Origin of the sequence: Pseudoalteromonas sp. L23, assembly GCF_021728455.1 — a bacterium.
Taxonomy (GTDB): Bacteria; Pseudomonadota; Gammaproteobacteria; order Enterobacterales; family Alteromonadaceae; genus Pseudoalteromonas.
Map to the genome: position 1 here is coordinate 203824 of NZ_JAKKCW010000003.1, position 17618 is coordinate 221441.

The 17618-nt window shown below is 42.9% G+C and carries 15 protein-coding genes; 6 read left to right on the forward strand and 9 right to left on the reverse strand.

Annotated features, from left to right (window positions below):
• Window positions 1–24: 24 nt before the first annotated feature.
• Entirely contained in the window at window positions 25–978 is a 954-nt protein-coding gene (locus L3V43_RS07520) for a ribonuclease Z (protein ID WP_237116314.1), read from the forward strand.
• Here L3V43_RS07520 and L3V43_RS07525 read toward each other — a convergent pair.
• Together L3V43_RS07525 and L3V43_RS07530 are read right to left on the reverse strand one after the other, a co-directional pair.
• Window positions 975–2288, reverse strand: coding sequence for a DUF2252 family protein (locus L3V43_RS07525; protein ID WP_237116313.1), 1314 nt, complete (start codon window positions 2286–2288; stop codon window positions 975–977). The two genes, L3V43_RS07520 and L3V43_RS07525, sit on opposite strands and share 4 nt — an antisense overlap.
• 3 nt (window positions 2289–2291) lie before the next feature.
• Window positions 2292–3122 carry a polyphosphate kinase gene (locus L3V43_RS07530; protein WP_237116312.1) on the reverse strand — a complete coding sequence of 277 codons (831 nt, stop codon included), beginning with the start codon at window positions 3120–3122 and terminating at the stop codon, window positions 2292–2294.
• Between the two features lie 361 nt (window positions 3123–3483).
• On the opposite strand from L3V43_RS07530, the gene L3V43_RS07535 reads away from it, so the two are divergent.
• The gene (locus tag L3V43_RS07535) at window positions 3484–6291 is read left to right on the forward strand and encodes a hypothetical protein (RefSeq protein ID WP_237116311.1); all 2808 of its coding nucleotides are present in this window, start codon (window positions 3484–3486) and stop codon (window positions 6289–6291) included.
• Window positions 6292–6315: 24 nt separating this feature from the next.
• Here L3V43_RS07535 and L3V43_RS07540 read toward each other — a convergent pair whose 3' ends face one another.
• Window positions 6316–7254 (reverse strand): SUMF1/EgtB/PvdO family nonheme iron enzyme, encoded by a 939-nt coding sequence (locus L3V43_RS07540; protein ID WP_237116310.1) that lies wholly within the window; start codon window positions 7252–7254, stop codon window positions 6316–6318.
• A gap of 145 nt (window positions 7255–7399) precedes the next feature.
• Window positions 7400–8287: an SUMF1/EgtB/PvdO family nonheme iron enzyme gene (locus L3V43_RS07545; protein WP_237116309.1), complete on the reverse strand. Its 888-nt coding sequence runs from the start codon at window positions 8285–8287 to the stop codon at window positions 7400–7402.
• A gap of 228 nt (window positions 8288–8515) precedes the next feature.
• Between L3V43_RS07545 and L3V43_RS07550 the strand changes: the two genes are divergently transcribed.
• Window positions 8516–9058 (forward strand): cysteine hydrolase family protein, encoded by a 543-nt coding sequence (locus L3V43_RS07550; protein WP_235367352.1) that lies wholly within the window; start codon window positions 8516–8518, stop codon window positions 9056–9058.
• A 161-nt stretch (window positions 9059–9219) separates the two neighbouring features.
• On the opposite strand, the gene L3V43_RS07555 is transcribed toward L3V43_RS07550, so the two are convergent.
• On the reverse strand, window positions 9220–9579 hold the full coding sequence (locus L3V43_RS07555) for a hypothetical protein (protein WP_237116308.1): 360 nt from the start codon (window positions 9577–9579) through the stop codon (window positions 9220–9222).
• Window positions 9580–9805: 226 nt separating this feature from the next.
• Here L3V43_RS07555 and L3V43_RS07560 point away from each other — a divergent pair, with 226 nt between their 5' ends.
• Window positions 9806–10696: a hypothetical protein gene (locus L3V43_RS07560; RefSeq protein ID WP_130127402.1), complete on the forward strand. Its 891-nt coding sequence runs from the start codon at window positions 9806–9808 to the stop codon at window positions 10694–10696.
• 242 nt (window positions 10697–10938) lie between these two features.
• On the opposite strand, the gene L3V43_RS07565 is transcribed toward L3V43_RS07560, so the two are convergent.
• The 3 genes from L3V43_RS07565 to L3V43_RS07575 all read right to left on the reverse strand — a co-directional run bounded on the left by L3V43_RS07565 (window position 10939) and on the right by L3V43_RS07575 (window position 14080).
• On the reverse strand, window positions 10939–11742 hold the full coding sequence (locus L3V43_RS07565; RefSeq protein ID WP_237116307.1) for a DUF1338 domain-containing protein: 804 nt from the start codon (window positions 11740–11742) through the stop codon (window positions 10939–10941).
• A gap of 76 nt (window positions 11743–11818) precedes the next feature.
• The gene (gene astA / locus L3V43_RS07570; protein ID WP_010605388.1) at window positions 11819–12844 is read right to left on the reverse strand and encodes an arginine N-succinyltransferase; all 1026 of its coding nucleotides are present in this window, start codon (window positions 12842–12844) and stop codon (window positions 11819–11821) included.
• 30 nt (window positions 12845–12874) lie between these two features.
• Window positions 12875–14080: an aspartate aminotransferase family protein gene (locus L3V43_RS07575; protein WP_102058036.1), complete on the reverse strand. Its 1206-nt coding sequence runs from the start codon at window positions 14078–14080 to the stop codon at window positions 12875–12877.
• A 184-nt stretch (window positions 14081–14264) separates the two neighbouring features.
• Here L3V43_RS07575 and L3V43_RS07580 point away from each other — a divergent pair, with 184 nt between their 5' ends.
• Window positions 14265–14693 carry an Lrp/AsnC family transcriptional regulator gene (locus tag L3V43_RS07580; protein WP_010372995.1) on the forward strand — a complete coding sequence of 143 codons (429 nt, stop codon included), beginning with the start codon at window positions 14265–14267 and terminating at the stop codon, window positions 14691–14693.
• A gap of 136 nt (window positions 14694–14829) precedes the next feature.
• Here the strand turns inward: L3V43_RS07580 and L3V43_RS07585 are convergent, their stop codons facing one another.
• Window positions 14830–16731 (reverse strand): EAL domain-containing protein, encoded by a 1902-nt coding sequence (locus L3V43_RS07585; protein WP_237116306.1) that lies wholly within the window; start codon window positions 16729–16731, stop codon window positions 14830–14832.
• 580 nt (window positions 16732–17311) lie between these two features.
• On the opposite strand from L3V43_RS07585, the gene L3V43_RS07590 reads away from it, so the two are divergent.
• Window positions 17312–17611 (forward strand): isoamylase early set domain-containing protein, encoded by a 300-nt coding sequence (locus L3V43_RS07590; protein ID WP_010372991.1) that lies wholly within the window; start codon window positions 17312–17314, stop codon window positions 17609–17611.
• Window positions 17612–17618: the final 7 nt, after the last annotated feature.

Here is a 17618-nt window from a genome sequence, read left to right on the forward strand (position 1 = left end):
ACTTAAAAAGTAAACGGTTTTGGCGTGAAAGTACATTTTCTTGGCACTTCTTCAGGTAGCCCATCTAAGCAACGTAATATGTCGGCAGCGGCAGTAAGCTTTGAAAATACCAAAGCCTGGGTACTAATTGACTGCGCTGAAGCGATCCAGCATGCGCTGCTGCACAGTGAGTTAACCCTATATCATCTCGAAGCGATTTGTATTACCCACCTTCATGGGGATCATTGCTATGGATTACCCGGACTCATTTCATCCATGGCGTTAAACTCTCGCAAAGCGCCGCTAAAATTAATTGCGCCGAGGGCCGTTATTCAGTTTGTGCAAAGCTGTTTTACACTGACAGAGGTGAGGCTAAGTTTTGACTTAATCACCATCGCCCTTGAAGAAATAAACGATAAGCTACAGCTTGAATGTTGCGATATCGAAACCATAGCGCTACAACACAGAGTGCCCAGTGTTGGCTATAAGCTCACGGAAAAATGTATTCCTCGCAAGTTAAAAATAGATAAACTTCAGCAAGATGGCATTGCGTCTGGTGGACACTACAACTTGTTGCAAAAGGGCCAAGATGTGGAATACCAAGGCCGACTTTTAACCTCGGATGACTACAGTTTTTATAGTTGGCAACCTCGAGTTGCAATAATTTGTGGTGATAACGAAAAGCCCGGCTTGCTATCGCAGATGATAAAAGGGGTCGATTTGCTTGTTCATGAAGCTACCTTTACCGCTGCAGATCTTCATAAAGTGGGCTTTCATACAGGGCATAGCGATGCTAAGCGCATCGCTCAATTTGCACAATTACATCAAGTGCCCATGCTCGCGCTCACTCATTTTAGCGTGCGCTATCATGGCGAGGGCATGCTGCAGCCTCTTATTGAAGAGGCCAAGTTGCACTTTAGCAATGCACTCATCATCGCAGAGGATGGTCTGATTGTAGACATTCCAAAGCAAAAGCAAGTTGAGTGCGCAACCGCTTAGCTCTGGGATTGCTCGCAAAACCAACGCCAATCGGCTACGACTTGCTCGCCGTAATGACTGGCCGATTTGACCAATTCATCGATGAGACTAGGCAAAATGGCTACGGCATCCTCTTGAAATTGTAAGGATCGTCTATCTGCTCGCATATGTGAAAGGGCAAGGGCTTCACCGCATGCTTCTGCATATTGGCTAAAGCCCGACTTAGTCGCTGCACGCTTACCAATGGTGATGTCTTCTGGGTCTATACCAACGCGAGCATGATGGCGCGAACGCACCAGCCAATGGCTGCCTTGCCACAGTGCATTATCTAAAATGAGATCGGTACGGCGCTGCATTTTTCTTTGACTGTTGACGGTTAAGTGTGCGGGATCTAAGCGATTTTCTGGGCTTAAATTTGCAAAGTAAGCAAGAGGCGAAGCGAGTTGCTGTTGTTTTACCTCCACAATGTGACATAGCGGCAAAATATCTTTAGTGGGCTTTTGTACGTTTGGGCCAACCAACAAATAATATCTGCTAAGATGCAATGAGCCTGTGCCTTGGTCGATACGCTCAACACAATCTAAAATTTCGTCATCAACATAGGGCGCGAAGTGATGAATAAGATTTTCTTTTAAATCGGGATCAAGTTGCTTAAACTTCAGTTTGTCTTCGCGAAAACGTAGCGGTTTAATGCTGAGGTCGATTTCCTTTGCGAGCGTGCTTTTTATCGTAAATGCGGCGCCACCCGCCATTCTTTGCAACCCTTTTTGCCATCGTTTATGCAGTATATGATTATTATCAAACTCGGTTAAGCCTGTGTTGCTATCGACCTTATGCTCCAGCGACAACTGACAGGCTTTTAGGTAGCTGTGTAAAAAGTCCAATTGTGCTTGGGCAACCAGCTCTTTACTGACCAAAGGTTTACTTCGGTCTTTAATATCCTGTGCTTGCTCTTGAATACGCCCACCTTCTAGTTGGGTAAGCGGTAAACTCACTAAAAAGCGAAACAGGTCCCATACAGCGTGTCCGACGCAGGCATCATCGAAGTCATTAGGTTCAAAAATTAAGGTGTCGCCGTGGCTGCCTTCTTCACTATGAAAGCCAAAATTGCCCGTATGACAATCGCCCATTACGTAGGTGAGTGGCAGGCTGGTGGCCGCTTCAGGTAACTGCAGTTGTTGCTCCAGTAAGTCCTTATACATAAGCGCGGCACTACCACGGAAGAACCGAAATGGACTGAGTCTCATTTTGTCGAATTTACTGCACTCATTGCTTACGTGAATGCCTTCACGCTCATTAAAGTAAGATGCAAGATAGTCGTGACGATTCATGGATTAGTCCTCCCTTTGAACAATACCCAATTGAGATTTTGCCAGTTTTACAACGGCTTTATCGATAGGTGGGGGACTAATATCAACCCCCTTGCTTAACGCTTCGACAATGGTTTTCATCACTTGTACGCGGGCATACCATTTATGTTCCGCGAGGATCAAATGCCAATCCGCTAAATTTGTATCGGTTTTAGCAAACATATCATCAATTGCTTGCTCATAATCTTGTCGCTTTTGGCGGTTGCGAATATCTTCTTCCGTTAGTTTCCAGCGCTTATACGGATTATTTAAACGCTCTGTAAAGCGCTTGAGCTGTTCATCTTCGCTAATGTGTAAAAATAGCTTAACAATGCGGACGTTATCATCTGTTAGCAGACGCTCAAATTCGTTGATTTCTTGATAGGCACGACGCCACTCGTGCTCACTAGCAAACGCTTCAATCCGTTCTACCAACACTCGGCCGTAATATGAACGGTCAAAAATAGTCATAGTACCCCGAGGAGGTAACTTTGTTTGAAACCGATACAGGTAATGCCGGCCTTGTTCCTCAGGCGTTGGTTTTGCGATTGGGTAGACCTTAACGCCGCGCGGATCGAGCTTTTCTGTCATGCGGCGAATCGCGCCTCCTTTACCAGCCGCATCCCAGCCTTCAAACACTAAAATAGCGCGCTTCCCTTGGTGAAAATAGGCTTGTTGCACATGTAATAGTTGGGTTTGCCAGTATTTTAACTCGCTTTTGTAGTGTTTTTTTGAATCAATAGCGGGATGTGTCATGGGAGGCTTAACACTTAGCCCGCGATTTAGCGCTTTTATTTTTGATACATAACTGGTCATGCTAACTCCTTTAATCGCCTTTGGTTAAGTTGGCCCTGTTGCTTTTCAACGCGAAAATATTACCGCACCAACTAACTTTTGAGCGTGTTAGAGTAACCTAGAGTAAACTCTACAGGGTCTTTTTGACAATGATATGTCATACTACTTTGTCTTAATAATTGCTCAATTTGAGGGAGCTAATCAGGCGCTAACGGCGTTAAAAATTTCTCATCATTTAGAACAGGTAAATAGCAAAATTCTTCCTTGATTGAATAACTAACTCCATCAGTATAAAATCTACCCCGAATAATATCTCGCGCTCATTGATGAGTAGCAAATTGCATTGATGAGGAACAACCGGAATAAACAAGGAAGGATTGGCATGAAGCCTTTTGAAAACAGGCCTGCGCTCATGCAAGACGCACAGCAAGGTACATTCGATGATTCACTTTTTCAGTCAGATTCAGATGTAAAAAATTCGGCACAACCAACCAGATTGCCGATGGTTAAAGTGCCCAACATCATTCTTAAAGCACTTAACCCCCATCACACTGACTATATTCGTATTGACCCAAAAGAAGCTCGTTACTGGCATGGTGGACTTCATCACCATGACGATAGACAACTACTTGTTATTTCAAATAACCAAGTACAACGTCTCAAAACGGTTTCTCAAGGCAATATAAAGGAGATCTTTGCGTTTATTAAAAAGTCAGCGTTTGAGGCTAAAGAGGGAAGTCAGTTCGGTTCTGGTGGCAGTAAAGCTTTCTCAGGTGGAGATGTCGGTTCAATTAACCATAATGGGAGTAGTCAAGGTAACAATAACACTGCTAATAGAAAAACACCCACTAAGCTAGAAAGTACAGCACAACCCATAGATACTATTGCGCCATCTGTCATTATTGGTCAACCTAATCCAAAGCAAATCGTAAAACTAGAGCAAAACCAAGCCACTAAAAGACGTTTTGCAAATCATGTATTAGGGCCGGGAGAAACTGCCGCGAGTGTTGTCGAACAGTATACTGGCACACCAAATGAAAGCCGTATATATGGCTTCAACCATCCTCAGTTTACTATAAAAAATCCTCCCAAAGCAGGTGATAAAGTCAGGGTGAATACCGGCTTTGACGTACTAGTTAAAGGACAATTTTATAACAGCAACAGCGTTAACTTAATCTGGAAAGGGCCAACGTCGGGTTCAAAGTCAGCCATATTGGAGCAAGTGAATGGCAAATATCTACCAGACAGAGGTTATGATTGGGAGTTGGCGCTACCGCTTGTGGCGGGTGAATACACATTAACCGCTGAAGCCGAAGGTGCAACGCACTCCGTGAGTTTTTCAGTTGAAGAATCCGAGGACCAACTGGAAATTATTGATTTTATATACATTCCAGAAGATAACAGCTTTATAGCGGTCACCCAGTCACTTGCCGATATTTTAGCGCAAGAAATGGAAGTACTTAACCCTCCCATGGAGCAATTAAAGCAAGCGCTGGCTGGACAACAAGACCTCTCGAAACAAGATGATAAAGTAATTGACGCAAAAAAGGCGTTAAACGAGACCCTAAAACCACTTGTTTCAGGCCCTACCGCTAATAAAATTACCGAAGTCATTGGCTTTAAAGGCCGAAAGTATACCTATGTGCGTAGTGATAAAATGGCCAACCACTTTAGACGCTATAAAATTGATACGGACATTCGAAACGGTCGTCGTTTTAGCGATGCGAATGGCAACTTAGACCGTAACAAACTGAACAAAGCGCTTAAAAATGATTTGAGCAAGCTAAAGGTCAATTTTAAATATGATAAGAAGCTCGTAGACACGTATACAACCATATGGGGCGAATGGGCTAGGGAGCTTAATAAAGATCTAAAGATAAAAAGGTTTGAAAAAAGCGACTATTTTGACGCCAGTGCAGAGGCGCGATTAATGCGCTATACCCATGGTGCAGGCATTGCTGCAAACTTTAGCCCAAAGGATGGTGTCTTTTCATTTCAAGCTGATGCCAAAGTCGATTTTGCAGTCGGTGAAGCAAAAGCTGCAATGAGTGGTTACTACCCTAATAAAAATGGGTATGAATTTAAGTTTATGATGCCGCTTAAAAATACGACCAAAGAGCGTGAGATAAACTTAGGCGCGATCCGATTAAATGCGACCATTGCCCTTTTTGGCTATGCAGGAGCGAAATTACAAGCGGCGGCAAATGTAGGCTGTACAGTAAAGCAAGGTAAAATGATGCTTGAGGGATTAACCCCTGAACAAGTAAAAGCACTTAGCCGCGCCGATCGCAAGTTTGAACCTGTAAAAGGCGAGCTCAGCGCATTTGCTGGGGTATCCGCAGGCTGTGAGTTAACTGGTGCTTTGCAGTGGGATAATCCAGAAAAATCTGGTAAATCTAGCTTTTGTGATTTAGCTAAATTAGGTGGAAAGGCAGAAGGCGCATTTGGCGCTGGTGCACATGCCGGATGTTATATTGGTTATGAAGACGGAAGGTTTATGCTTCGTGCGAAATTGGGACTTATCTGGGGCGTAGGTGCTGGCGGAGAGTTGGTCTGTGAGATAGGTGTAGATGAAATAGTCACGCTTGCCCAATTTGTTTATCACCAGCTTAAAAATAATGATTATGATTACCTAGCATTTATCCAAGAAGATGCTTTTAAAGTATTATACAAAGCAGTATCTATGCACATAGCAACAGGTGATGAGATTATAAATTTCGTAGGTTCTAGTGTTCGTCAAGTCGATACATGGTGGCGAGGAACTGTTTTAATCCATGAGCGCGCGAAAGATATGATGGATAATATTCTACAAAAGCCCGAAATGTTAAAATTTACGGTGCCTGAAGCTAAGGGAGCAATGCTAAATTTACTTGCTAATCCAAATTTAGCGAATTTAATTGACTCTGATGCCTACAGCTGGTCCGGCTTAAATGAGCGACGTGAAAATGCGATTATTATCATACTCAAGCATATTCTTTGCACAGAGGAATTAGACGAAGTATTGCAGCATATGGGAGAGGGCGGTGAAAAATGCAGCCGAGAAGAGGGATTATCTCAGCTTAATAGTATTTTAGAAGGCGCTCAGCAGCATGAATTTGATGCATGGCGACGCAAACTACCAAGTCGAGCACGCTCCGGTTCGGTTGCCGTCGCGATGCTTAATATTAGCCCATTTGTAGCACTTGCATAACAGAGTAATAGCAACCAAAGTTAGCTACTTTGGTTGCATATCTAGCGGTGTAGATTGATTTAGTACGCATCTAAACCCGATGTCCCTATAGCTAGTGTTCAGTTCATTAGACTCTTGCCGAGTATAAACATTGCTGCCACGTGGCGACTCCATGAAAGTTCCGCCTCGCATAACCTTTTTTGTGCCTTCTTTTGGTCCTTTGGGATCCTGCTCTGGGGAGTGTTGATAGTAATCCTCAGCCCACCAGTCATTAACCCATTCAATCATATTGCCACTTAAGTCATAAAATTCCAATGGGTTAGCGGGGTATGTGCCAGAAGGTTCCGCATAATCAGTATTTAGTTCATAATTCCGACCTTCTTCTATCCGCCCGTTATCTGTGGCAAAAAGAATATTCTCGCCACGGTTTCGTGCTGCAAATTCCCATTGCGCCTCTGTGGGTAAATCAAAGGGTAGCTGGGTTAACTCAGCGAGCCATAAACAATAGTTTTTTGCGCCATACCAACTTACTCCAGCAGGGAATTCAGGGGCGCGCCAAATCTCATCTCTATCCCATTCTTCCCACACGGTTTTTGGCAGGCCATTTACTGCGGTATATAAATCAAAATCGCCATAGCTTACCTCATAAGCGCCCATCGAATAGCTGGTAAGAGTCACCTTATGAGCGGGTTTATTGTCGCGGGCTATGGTCCAAGGCAAGTTATTTGGACCACCGCCATCGCCCATCATAAAGCTGCCGCCTTCAACAAACACCATTTGGGCTTTAGTGCGCTCAATCAGTACTTGCACTTGTTTGTCTTGCTCGCCAGTAAGCGCGTCTATTTGTCGGCCAAGGCCGTCACACCCGGTCATTACCACACACAGTACTGCGAGGCTGGGAACGGTTGTGTATTTATTGGTGATAATATTGCGGCGGTTAATGTTGGCAAAGTGGGAGAGTGAATGTATCCGTTTATTTTCCATATGGTGACTTTCCGTATGTTACTTATTTATCCTTAGTGCAGCTCAAGCATACCAAGCGTACAGGCGAAATCAAAATTGCCACAGCATAAAGTAAGCAGTTTGAATAAACGCTGATTTTTACGGTGATAAATGTGATGACAATGCACTAGTTAACTGATTGAACAGAAAGTGGCTTCGCTTGATTTAGAGCACAACGAAAACCAGTAACTCTATACGCTTTTTCCAATTTTTCAGATTCTTGGCGGATATATACATTACTACCGCGAGGAGATTCCAAGAACATCCCGCCACGCCTTACTTTTTTAGTTCCCGAGCTAGGCCCTTTGGGATCCAATTCTGGGGAGTGTTGATAGTAATCCTCAGCCCACCAGTCATTAACCCATTCAATCATATTGCCACTTAAATCATAAAACCCCAAGGGATTAGGGGGATATGTGCCAGAAGGTTCCGCATAATCAGTGTTTAGTTCATAATTACGACCTTCTTCTATCCACCCGTTATCTGTTGCAAACAAAATATTTTCGCCACGGTTTCGTGCTGCAAATTCCCACTGTGCCTCAGTGGGTAAATCAAAGGGGAGCTGGGTTAACTCAGCGAGCCAGAAACAATAGTTTTTTGCGCCATACCAACTCACCCCCGCAGGGAATTCAGGTGCGCGCCAAATTTCGTCTTTATCCCATTTTGTCCACATGGTTCTTGGTAGGTCGTTTACCGCGGTATATAAATCAAAATCGCCATAGCTTACCTCATAAGCGCCCATTGAATAGCTGGTAAGGGTCACCTTATGAGCGGGTTTATTATCGCGGGCTATGGTCCAAGGCAAGTTATTAGGACCTCCACCATCACCCATCATAAAGCTGCCGCCTTCAACAAACACCATTTGGGCTTTAGTGCGCTCAATAAGTGCTTGCACTTGTTTGTCTTGCTCGCCAGTAAGCGCGCCTATTTGTTGGCCAAGGTCGTCACACCCGCTTATGACCAAGCATAGTAATGTCGCTAAAGGAGTTAATATCTGGTGATCAATCTTGTCCATAAGTGTGCTATCCACAAGGTCTTTGCATACACATTTATCATAACTTGTTTAGCTGTATTGAAACATAGCCAATGTGGCAGTAAGACCAATGTATAAATATTAAAATGACAATATAACGCTTGTGATTTATATTGCTTGGGCACTACAACCCTTGAAAGAATGAATGCTGTTCAAGATGTTGGCGGCTTTTGAATTTATAAGCAAGATTATGCCCAAAAAGAGTATGCTATGAAATCTGCAGTATTGGTAATTGATGTACAGAGTCTTTTATTCGACCCAGAGCCCAAACCGTATGCAAGTGAAGAGGTGTTAAGCCAAATTAACTTAGTGACAGATTGGGCTCGAAAGCAAGGCATGCCAGTTATCTATATTCAACATGAGCAAAACGGTACTGCGATTGAGTATGGTAGTGAAGGTTGGCAATTACAATCAGTACTTCAAGTTGACGCCAATGATCAGTTCGTGCGTAAAACCACCCCAGACTCATTTTTAAACACAAACCTGTCTAACATACTTGAAGAACATGGAGCTCAACATATTTATGTTTGTGGTTATGCTACAGAGTTTTGTGTTGATACAACGAGTCGGCGAGCCGCGGGTTTGGGTTATGCAGTTACAATAGTGGCGGATGCCCATACCACACATTGCAAAAAGCACATGTCAGGTGAACAAATAAGAATACATCATAATGCCACATTGCCAAGTATCTCCAGTTTTGGAGTGAAAATATCCGCGGTGTCTACTGCCAAAATTATTGCTTTAGGTGACTGATACAGTCTAATTTTGTTGAGGGATTACCATTTCCTGTCACTGTTTTCACTTACTCGTCCTAATAACCGGCTGTTAAGGGTTATACATGTTATTACACAAGTGTGAAGCAAACCGGAAACGGTCCTCCTATAAGTTTTAATCTAAGCCTTTGAACCAAAGGACTATTCAATCCACATCCATGCAATTAAAGGCGGGGTAGTCGCGTTTTTAAATGTGATATTAATTACGATATCGTCTTGTGTGTTCTCGTATTTCGCTGCAAATATCAGCATTGGATCCTGACCTCTTCGAAGAGACGCTAACAAGGTTTTGGATTTTAAGCGGCCAAGCTGCGGCGCGATTTCATGGTATGCCCTTAAAAATCCCTCCTCAGAAACCTTTTTGGCTAAGTCGGCGGTTATTACAGATAAATATGCTTGATAGTTTCCTCTCTCATGCGCTTTCAAAGCGCTGTCGACAACAGGCATGAGAAGGTTAAGCGCCTTTTCTTCCGTTGAACCAAACGTTCCAAAATAATTCATAACTATTATCCTTGTCTAATCCTACTGATTTTTCACATACAGGTAATGAATATAAACGATAGTTTTAAGTGTCTCAAACACTGTAAAAGTCTAAGTACCTATTTCAATTGTGGGGTTAATACTTTTATACTAGGGTCTGTTGTTCTTTGCTGCTGCAAAAACAAACTTGGAAGATAAACAGGCCCTAACTTACGAGAAAGCAACGTTATTTAATAAGGAGATAGTAATGAATGCTTATAATATCGAGATATTGAAACAATCCATTGATGATAAAGCGCGCTTTGATGGTTGGGTATTTGGTTTGCCCCCCGGAATTAAAGCCAATCAATGGCCGCTTGACCCACATACCGGCTACCCGCTAAAACACAGCTTTACACTAAGATTGCCAGAGGGCTATCGCACTGATGAGAATGCATTTGCGGTTAGCTTTTTTGCAATCGCGGTTGATCACAATGATGGCGGGCCCGAATATATTGAAGGGTTAGAAGAGGCGTTATTTGCTGAGCAGTCGCCAGATGAACCGCTATTCAAACCCTTTTGGCAGGCGATGCAAACGGTTCATCCTAGCTGTAAGTTTGCAGCGGATACGCTAGATTGTTATTACGCAACGCTCCTGCTTAGTGAAGCTGAGTTTTACGGCGAGCTCTGTTCACCGCCAACTATTATTGAACGACATTTTGAAGATGATGTTTGCGTCCCTGAATGGCTAGTCGAGGGTGGGGCGAGTTGCTTTTGGAAAATGAACTATTCCCAGTACCTCAGTTTGCCAGCTGAAGAGTACCAAATATATCGCGAGCTTGGTGGAATTCCCCCAGAAGCAGTGAGTTTTAACCGTGCAATTGCGCTTGTTGCCAACCCTAGTGATCCTAATGCGGGTAAGACGCCCAGCGAATATGAAGATACAGGTTATATTGACCCGTATGAAGGCGACCCTGAGTGGTTAGAGAGTGTTTCGCCAAACCATTTAGGCGGGACGAGTTTAAACGGTCAAGGGATTCCTGATTTTCTTACACCTTACTACATCGAATTCGAAGAGATCTTAGGTGGGCATAACTTTGGCGGAGGGATAGGTATGCTTGATTTGGTAAACCGCGAGTTTGATTGGAGTTGTGGCTAATATGAACTAATACCAATTTATCTTAATACTTGCTCAATTTGAAGGAGTAAATCTGACGCTAACGACGTTAAAAATTTCTTATTTAGAACAACTAAATAGCAAAAGTTTTGCCTAGTTATCGACAAGATTTTCTCGCCTCAAAATAGCTCACTTAATTAAGCAAATTGGTATAAAAAAGCAGCCATAAAGGCTGCTTTACAATTTGGGCAGAGTGCTTAGGCAAGCACTGATTTTAAACGCGATTATCTTGCGTTAGTACTTTCAAAGATTTTGTCAGCAGAAGCTGCAACAAAACCAGTATAGATCTCGCCGTCAGGCTTGGCATAACGCAGAGCAAACTCATAGAAGCAGCTTGGAATGCTAAATTCACCGTCATTAAACTGCACGTTTTGGTGATCAGCAAGCGTTGAAGATTGTTCTAGTAACACTTCTGGAGAGCCTTTGATCTCGCCACCTGATGTGTTTAGTTCAAAACCATTGTCTTTGAGTGCTTGGTTTACAGCTTCAATTGTAGTGAAGTTCTTCAGGTAATTGATGCTTACCGTAAAGTGGTTAGCGCGGTAACCCCATGCAGACATCCATGCGGCATACTCGCTCTCAGCCAGTAGCTGTTTGTATGTCTCGTGAGAAACGCGCCAGTGGGTGCCAGAATACAGGAAGTTTTCAGCTGTTACTGCTGATTCGTCGATTTGCTCAACCATGTCTTTAACGATAGCTTGTAGTTCTTCTGAACATTTTTCAACGAGCAGCTCAGAGATAAACACCTTTGGTTTAGTTGGATCTTGGTGTTCATAGTGCTTGGCATATAGCTTTTTCGCTTCAAAGTGGTATTCGCCACACTCTGTGTAACCTACTGCTTTAAAATGTGCAGCGAGCTTTTCTAGACCTACTTTTTCAATATTAAAGGTACGCAATGCGATGTGGTCATTGATCACGTCGTCTTTTTGCGTTGAGCCGAGTAGTTCATGAACTTTAACTGCAGAAGGTGTTACTTCTAGGTAGTTGTCCCACAGGTGTTCAAATAGTGTATCTACGTTGTTGTGCATAATGGTTTCCTAATTTTTTGTCTTGGTGACAGCTTGTTAAACTTTATACCAATTGGTATCAGCACGACATTGAAATCTATAGTTTAAATGCGTTTATTAGTTCACCTTGAGTGACATCAAGCGCATTGGCTACCTCTACGGTCAGCTGAATTTTTTCTTCTGCTTCGCACAGATAAGCCTGATCGGTAAACGTGGCTTTAAACGCGTCTAATCGACCATTTGAAATAGCAAGATTAGGGAGCTTGTCAGGTAGTGAAGCGACTATTTCAACCTCACCTTTAAACGACTCTCTAACCGTTCTAATGTTGTCTAGTTTGGCTTCTACCGTTGGACCTGCGTCGAACAAGTCAACATAGCCACGGTGTTCAAACCCTTCTTTTTGTAATAAACGCAAAGCAGGCTTGGTTTTCTCGTGCACTTTACCTATCACAGCTTGTGCTTCTGGACTTAGTAGGTTTGCATAGATGGGATACTTGGGCATAAGTTCACAAATAAAAACTTTGTCCCCGAGACCGACCAAGTGATCTGCTTGCGGAAATTCAATGCTAAAAAAGTGTTCTTGCAGCCACTGCCAAAATGGCGAATGGCCATGTTCGTCACTTACACCACGCATTTCCGCAATAACGGTGTCGCTAAAGCGTTCTGCATGTTCTGCCATAAATAAGAAACGACTTCTTGAAAGAAAGCGACCAGCGAAGCCTTGACGATGACCTTCACGTAAAAATAGCGTGCAGATCTCAGAGCTTCCAGTGTAGTCGTTACACATCGACAGAATATCGACGGTATTATAGACACCCAAAGTTCTTGAGTGATGTACTGTTTTACCAAGATGATAGTGATATAAAGGCACTGACATACCGACCGCGGCTTCAATCGCAGTGGTACCTATAATTTCGCCCGTTTGTGTGTCTTCAAGAACGAATAAATAGCCTTCGTCGTATGGTTTTGATACTGACTTTGCAAAGCTTTCAACCGAGCGGTTAATTTTATTAGACAACAATTCGTCATCTACTGGTAGTGAGGTAAACCCATGGCCAGATTCAACCGCAATGGTTTTTAGCGCGTCGAAGTCAGTTTTTTGTATTGGTCTTAATACTAACATGAGAAAGAGGAGACCGAGGTCCCCAGCTCCTTAGCCGTTTACTACTGCAGCAACCGCTTGTTCAAAGCGTGCTAGACCTTCTTGGATCTCTTCATCAGTGATCACAAGGGAAGGCGTAAAACGAACTACGTTAGTACCAGCAACTAATGACATTAAACCGTGCTCTGCACTTGCTACTAGGAAGTCGCGTGCACGGCCTTCAAATTTATCATTGAGCACTGCACCAAGAAGAAGACCTTTACCGCGCACTTCAGAAAATACATTGTATTTGTCGTTAATGGCATTTAGACCATCTCTGAATAGTTGTTCTTTGGCTTTTACGCCAGCTAACACCGATTTTGTATTTACTGTGTCAAATGCAGCTTCCGCTACCGCGCAGGCTAGTGGATTACCACCATAAGTTGAGCCATGGGTGCCGACTTTAAGGTGAGCTGCAATTTCAGTGGTGGTAAGCATCGCGCCAATTGGGAAACCGCCACCTAGTGCTTTTGCGCTAGTAAGGATATCAGGTGTTACACCTAGCCCTTGATAAGCATATAGATCACCAGTTCGGCCAACACCCGTTTGTACTTCATCAAAAATAAGTAACGCGTTGTGTTTATCACATAGTTCGCGCACAGCTTGGACAAACTCAGCATTTGGAGAAATGATCCCGCCTTCACCTTGAAGCGGTTCCATCATGACTGCGCAAGTGTTGTCTGAGATTGTTTTTTCAAATGTAGCTAAATCGTTATAGTCGATATGAGTGATATCAGCAGGTTTTGGACCAAAGCCATCTGAATAGGCTGCTTGTCCACCAACCGTTACCGTGAAGAAAGTACGACCATGAAAGCCTTTGTTGAATGCGATAATTTGCGTTTTTTCTGCACCAAATTTATCCAGTGCCCAACGACGCGCAAGTTTAAGTGCCGCTTCGTTTGCTTCAGCGCCTGAGTTTGCGAAATAGACTTTTTCTGCGAATGTTGCATCAGTTAACTTTTTGGCAAGGCGAAGCGCCGGCTCGTTGGTCATCACATTTGATAAGTGCCAAATTTTTTCGCCTTGTTCTTTAAGTGCAGAGACGAGCGCAGGATGACAATGGCCTAGACAGTTTACGGCGATACCGCCTGCAAAATCGATGAACTCTTTACCTGTCTGATCCCATACGCGAGAGCCTTGGCCTTTAACTGGAATAACGGCTGACGGGTTGTAGTTTGGAACCATGACTTCATCGAATAATTCGCGATTTGCTTGCATGACGCTTTCTCCTAAATTGTTATCATTGTGCGGTATTACTGTCGAGCAGAAGCTGATTACTTGTTGTTCTGCTCACTGCCAACTTGCTATTTCTTCATTATTACGCGCTTTTGTAATAATTTGCAGTGCAATAATTCACATATTTGCTATCATTTATGTCAAATTAACATGATTAAATTGCAAAATGATTAGTTCACAAGACGAAAAGCTCATTGCACTGTTGCGTAATAACGCACGAGAGAGCATCTCTGAGTTGGCACGTAAGTTAGACCTTTCCAGAACCACAGTACAAAATCGTATCGCAAAATTAGAGCAAAATGGCGTAATTAAAGGCTATCGCGTAGAGTTCGCGGAGCAGTATATGGACGATTTAGTATCTGCACACGTTTCTATTAAGGTAAAACAAAAACTCACTACAAAGGCGAATTTAGCATTGCAGCAGTTGCCAAATGTTTCTGCGCTTTATGCCATTAGTGGGGAATATGACTTGATTGCCATTGTTGAAGCACAGAGTTTGGAGCAGTTGAGCCATCTGCTAGATGAAATCGGTAATTTAGAGGGGATTGAGCGTACCAACTCGTCGGTTATCCTAGAAACCAAATTTAAGCGATAAATAACCTTACCTAGTCTGGATAAATACTGTGGGCGTTCATCACGAACCGCCAAGCACCCACTTTTAGCATAATAGGTTGCCTAGCGTGGAAGGTGCAGTATATAGCTCTCTTTTTTCGCTTAACTATTAACAGCAGCTACCCAACTTGCTCTGGTAACCAAATGCTGGTGCCGGTGGCTGCGATGTGATTCACATTGCCATTTAACACTTTGCTACCCACATTATTTGAGCTTTCAGGCCGGCTAACTAAATACCCCTGTACACAGCTAATTCCTAAGTTTTTAACTAGCTCAAATTGTTCGGTTTGTTCAACCCCCTCGGCAACAATCTTTAATTCTAACTGCTGTCCAAGTTCGCTGATGGAATTGAGGATCTTACGGTACTTGGGGTTGCTATTGGCTTGAGTGATAAACAGTTTATCGATTTTTATCACATCAATGGGTAAATCGGCGAGGGTGCTTAGTGAGCTAAAACCTGTTCCAAAGTCGTCAATCGCGACACTTATTCCTGCATCTCGGCATTGTTGCAATTGTGAAATCGTTTCATTGCTGGCCTTGATAAGAGTGGACTCTGTGATTTCCAACATCAAAGCAGTAGCTGGTAAACCGGTTTTTTCTAGGGCAGCATTTACCCATTCAAAGACTTTTCTGTGCTTTAATTGTATTCCAGAAACATTGACCGAGATTTTTACCTTTTTCATCCCTGCATTATGCCATGCACACATTTGCCTACACGACTCAAGTAGGATCCAATCACCAAGCTCTAAAATTAAATTTGACTCTTCTGCAATTGGAATAAATTCGGCCGGTGGAATCTGCCCTTCTATCGGGTGGTTCCAACGAATAAGCGCCTCAAAATAGTCGATAGCACAATCTTCAACATGCACTATCGGTTGGAATGACAGATAAAAGCTTTGCGCAGAGATAGCGAGTCGTAACTCTTCTAAGAGGTAGTGATAACGTCGCATTTTCGACCCCATTTCGGGGGAATAAACTTTAAAAATTCCACGACCATCCGTTTTTGCTCTATACATGGCAACATCAGCCATCTGCAGTAATGAGTTTGGTGTTGCTGCACTATCTGGGTATACCGCGATGCCGATACTTGCTCCAATTTTGACAAGCTTATTGCCAAGCAAGAAATCACGCTCTATATCACTAAGAATGGACTGCGCGATTTCTGTGCACAAACTTGGATTGTTTAATTTGGGAATAAATAGCGAAAATTCATCGCCGCCGAGTCTTGAAAGGTTTTGTTCAAGGCCATGAATAGGGTGGCAATCTTCTAAACCATATTGGCGAACCACTTTTGAGAGCCGAGCAGCAACTTGGATCAGAATTTCGTCGCCAAAACTGTGGCCAAAGGAATCGTTGACCTGCTTAAAGCCGTCCAAATCAATAAATAGCAGGCCACATTTTTGTTGCGCCAACTCAGCTTGCTTTAACTTTGCCTCAATATGGTCAATATATGCATGTCTATCTATAAGCTTTGTGAGCTTGTCTTGAAAAATTTGAGACTCTGAATGGCGTTTTACGCGTGCAAGATGGCTAGACAAGTCGTGGATCGCATGGCTGAGCTTGGCAAGAGAGGACTTATGGTGCAGTGGCGCACTATCAACCTCTAAACGCATCAATATTCCTCCAACGTCCTTATTCACCTCGCTTATATCTTCATCTTGATTACGGTAGCGGCGCTCTGATTTAAAAAGATACGCAACAATCGCGAGTAAAGTTGCAATTGAAATGAGAGTGATTGGAGAAGTAAATACGGCATACCAGACTGTATTTACATCCAGATATTTGGGTATTCCGAGTGTTGACTCTACCGCAACATAAGTGTGGTTTCCGTTTGCTGCAAAGTTCAAACCGTGCAGTAGTGGGGAATACCAAGGTGATACCATTGATACTGTAAGTTGCTCATTTAACGGGGTTGTAGCGATCAGCTCAAGCACGTGGGCCTTAAAAGACAGATGCAGCAATATGACAACAAATAATGTGCCCAGAAGTAGGGTACTTGTTAGTCTTATCGCGTTTGGCATGAATAGGCTTTCCTTAGTAATTCAGTCTCTTGCATATTACGGAGTAATAGTACGCAGATGCGATCTTCATCGCAAAAAATGTAATCTGAAATTATAGTTGCTAACCTAGTTTTTTACACACTTTAGCATTCAGTTGCAAACTTCATCGTGCAAAAGTACTAAAAATTTCACTTTGCAGACTGCTTTATATGAGCGGGATCAATTATTAGTTAAATTCACTTTACATGATAACCATTCTTAACTAGCTTTCTTGTTGACTCTTAATGTGATTGGTTCAGTGATTGCAAGGAACTCATAGCAAACTGAAATCACTGCTTATCTGATTTAGATTGCGCCAAAGCGGTGCAAAATTGCACCAAATTTGTACTGTCATACAAACTCAATATTTGTTTGCTGTACTTAGGGCTGCTGATTTTTAAAGCGAACGGTGAGTTGCCAGCTAATTAAAATTTAATTTTGCAATTCAATTTCACTTAAATCTCAATATGCTCGACATAAATCGTACACAGTTACCAGTCGTTTGCAGTATTAGCGTACGTCACTGTGAAATAAGGACTCACAAAAGGTAAATGGGGGTTATATGCTCACTAAACGGTTTTTCAAAACAAAAGACGAAGCAGAAATTACATTTTCATTTTCACACCCAGAAGCGAAAACGGTGGAACTTGCTGGTGATTTTAATGATTGGCAACCCGAGCCGATGAAATTCATCAAAAAAGACAGTGCGTTCAAGCTCAAACACCGTTTACCAACCGACAAAGATTACCACTTCAGATATTTGATTGATGGTGAAGTCTGGGACAATGATCATCAAGCAGATGATTATGTGCCCAACGGCTTTGGAGAAGACAACAGTGTTGTGTCCACAGCGAGAGCGTAACATTATA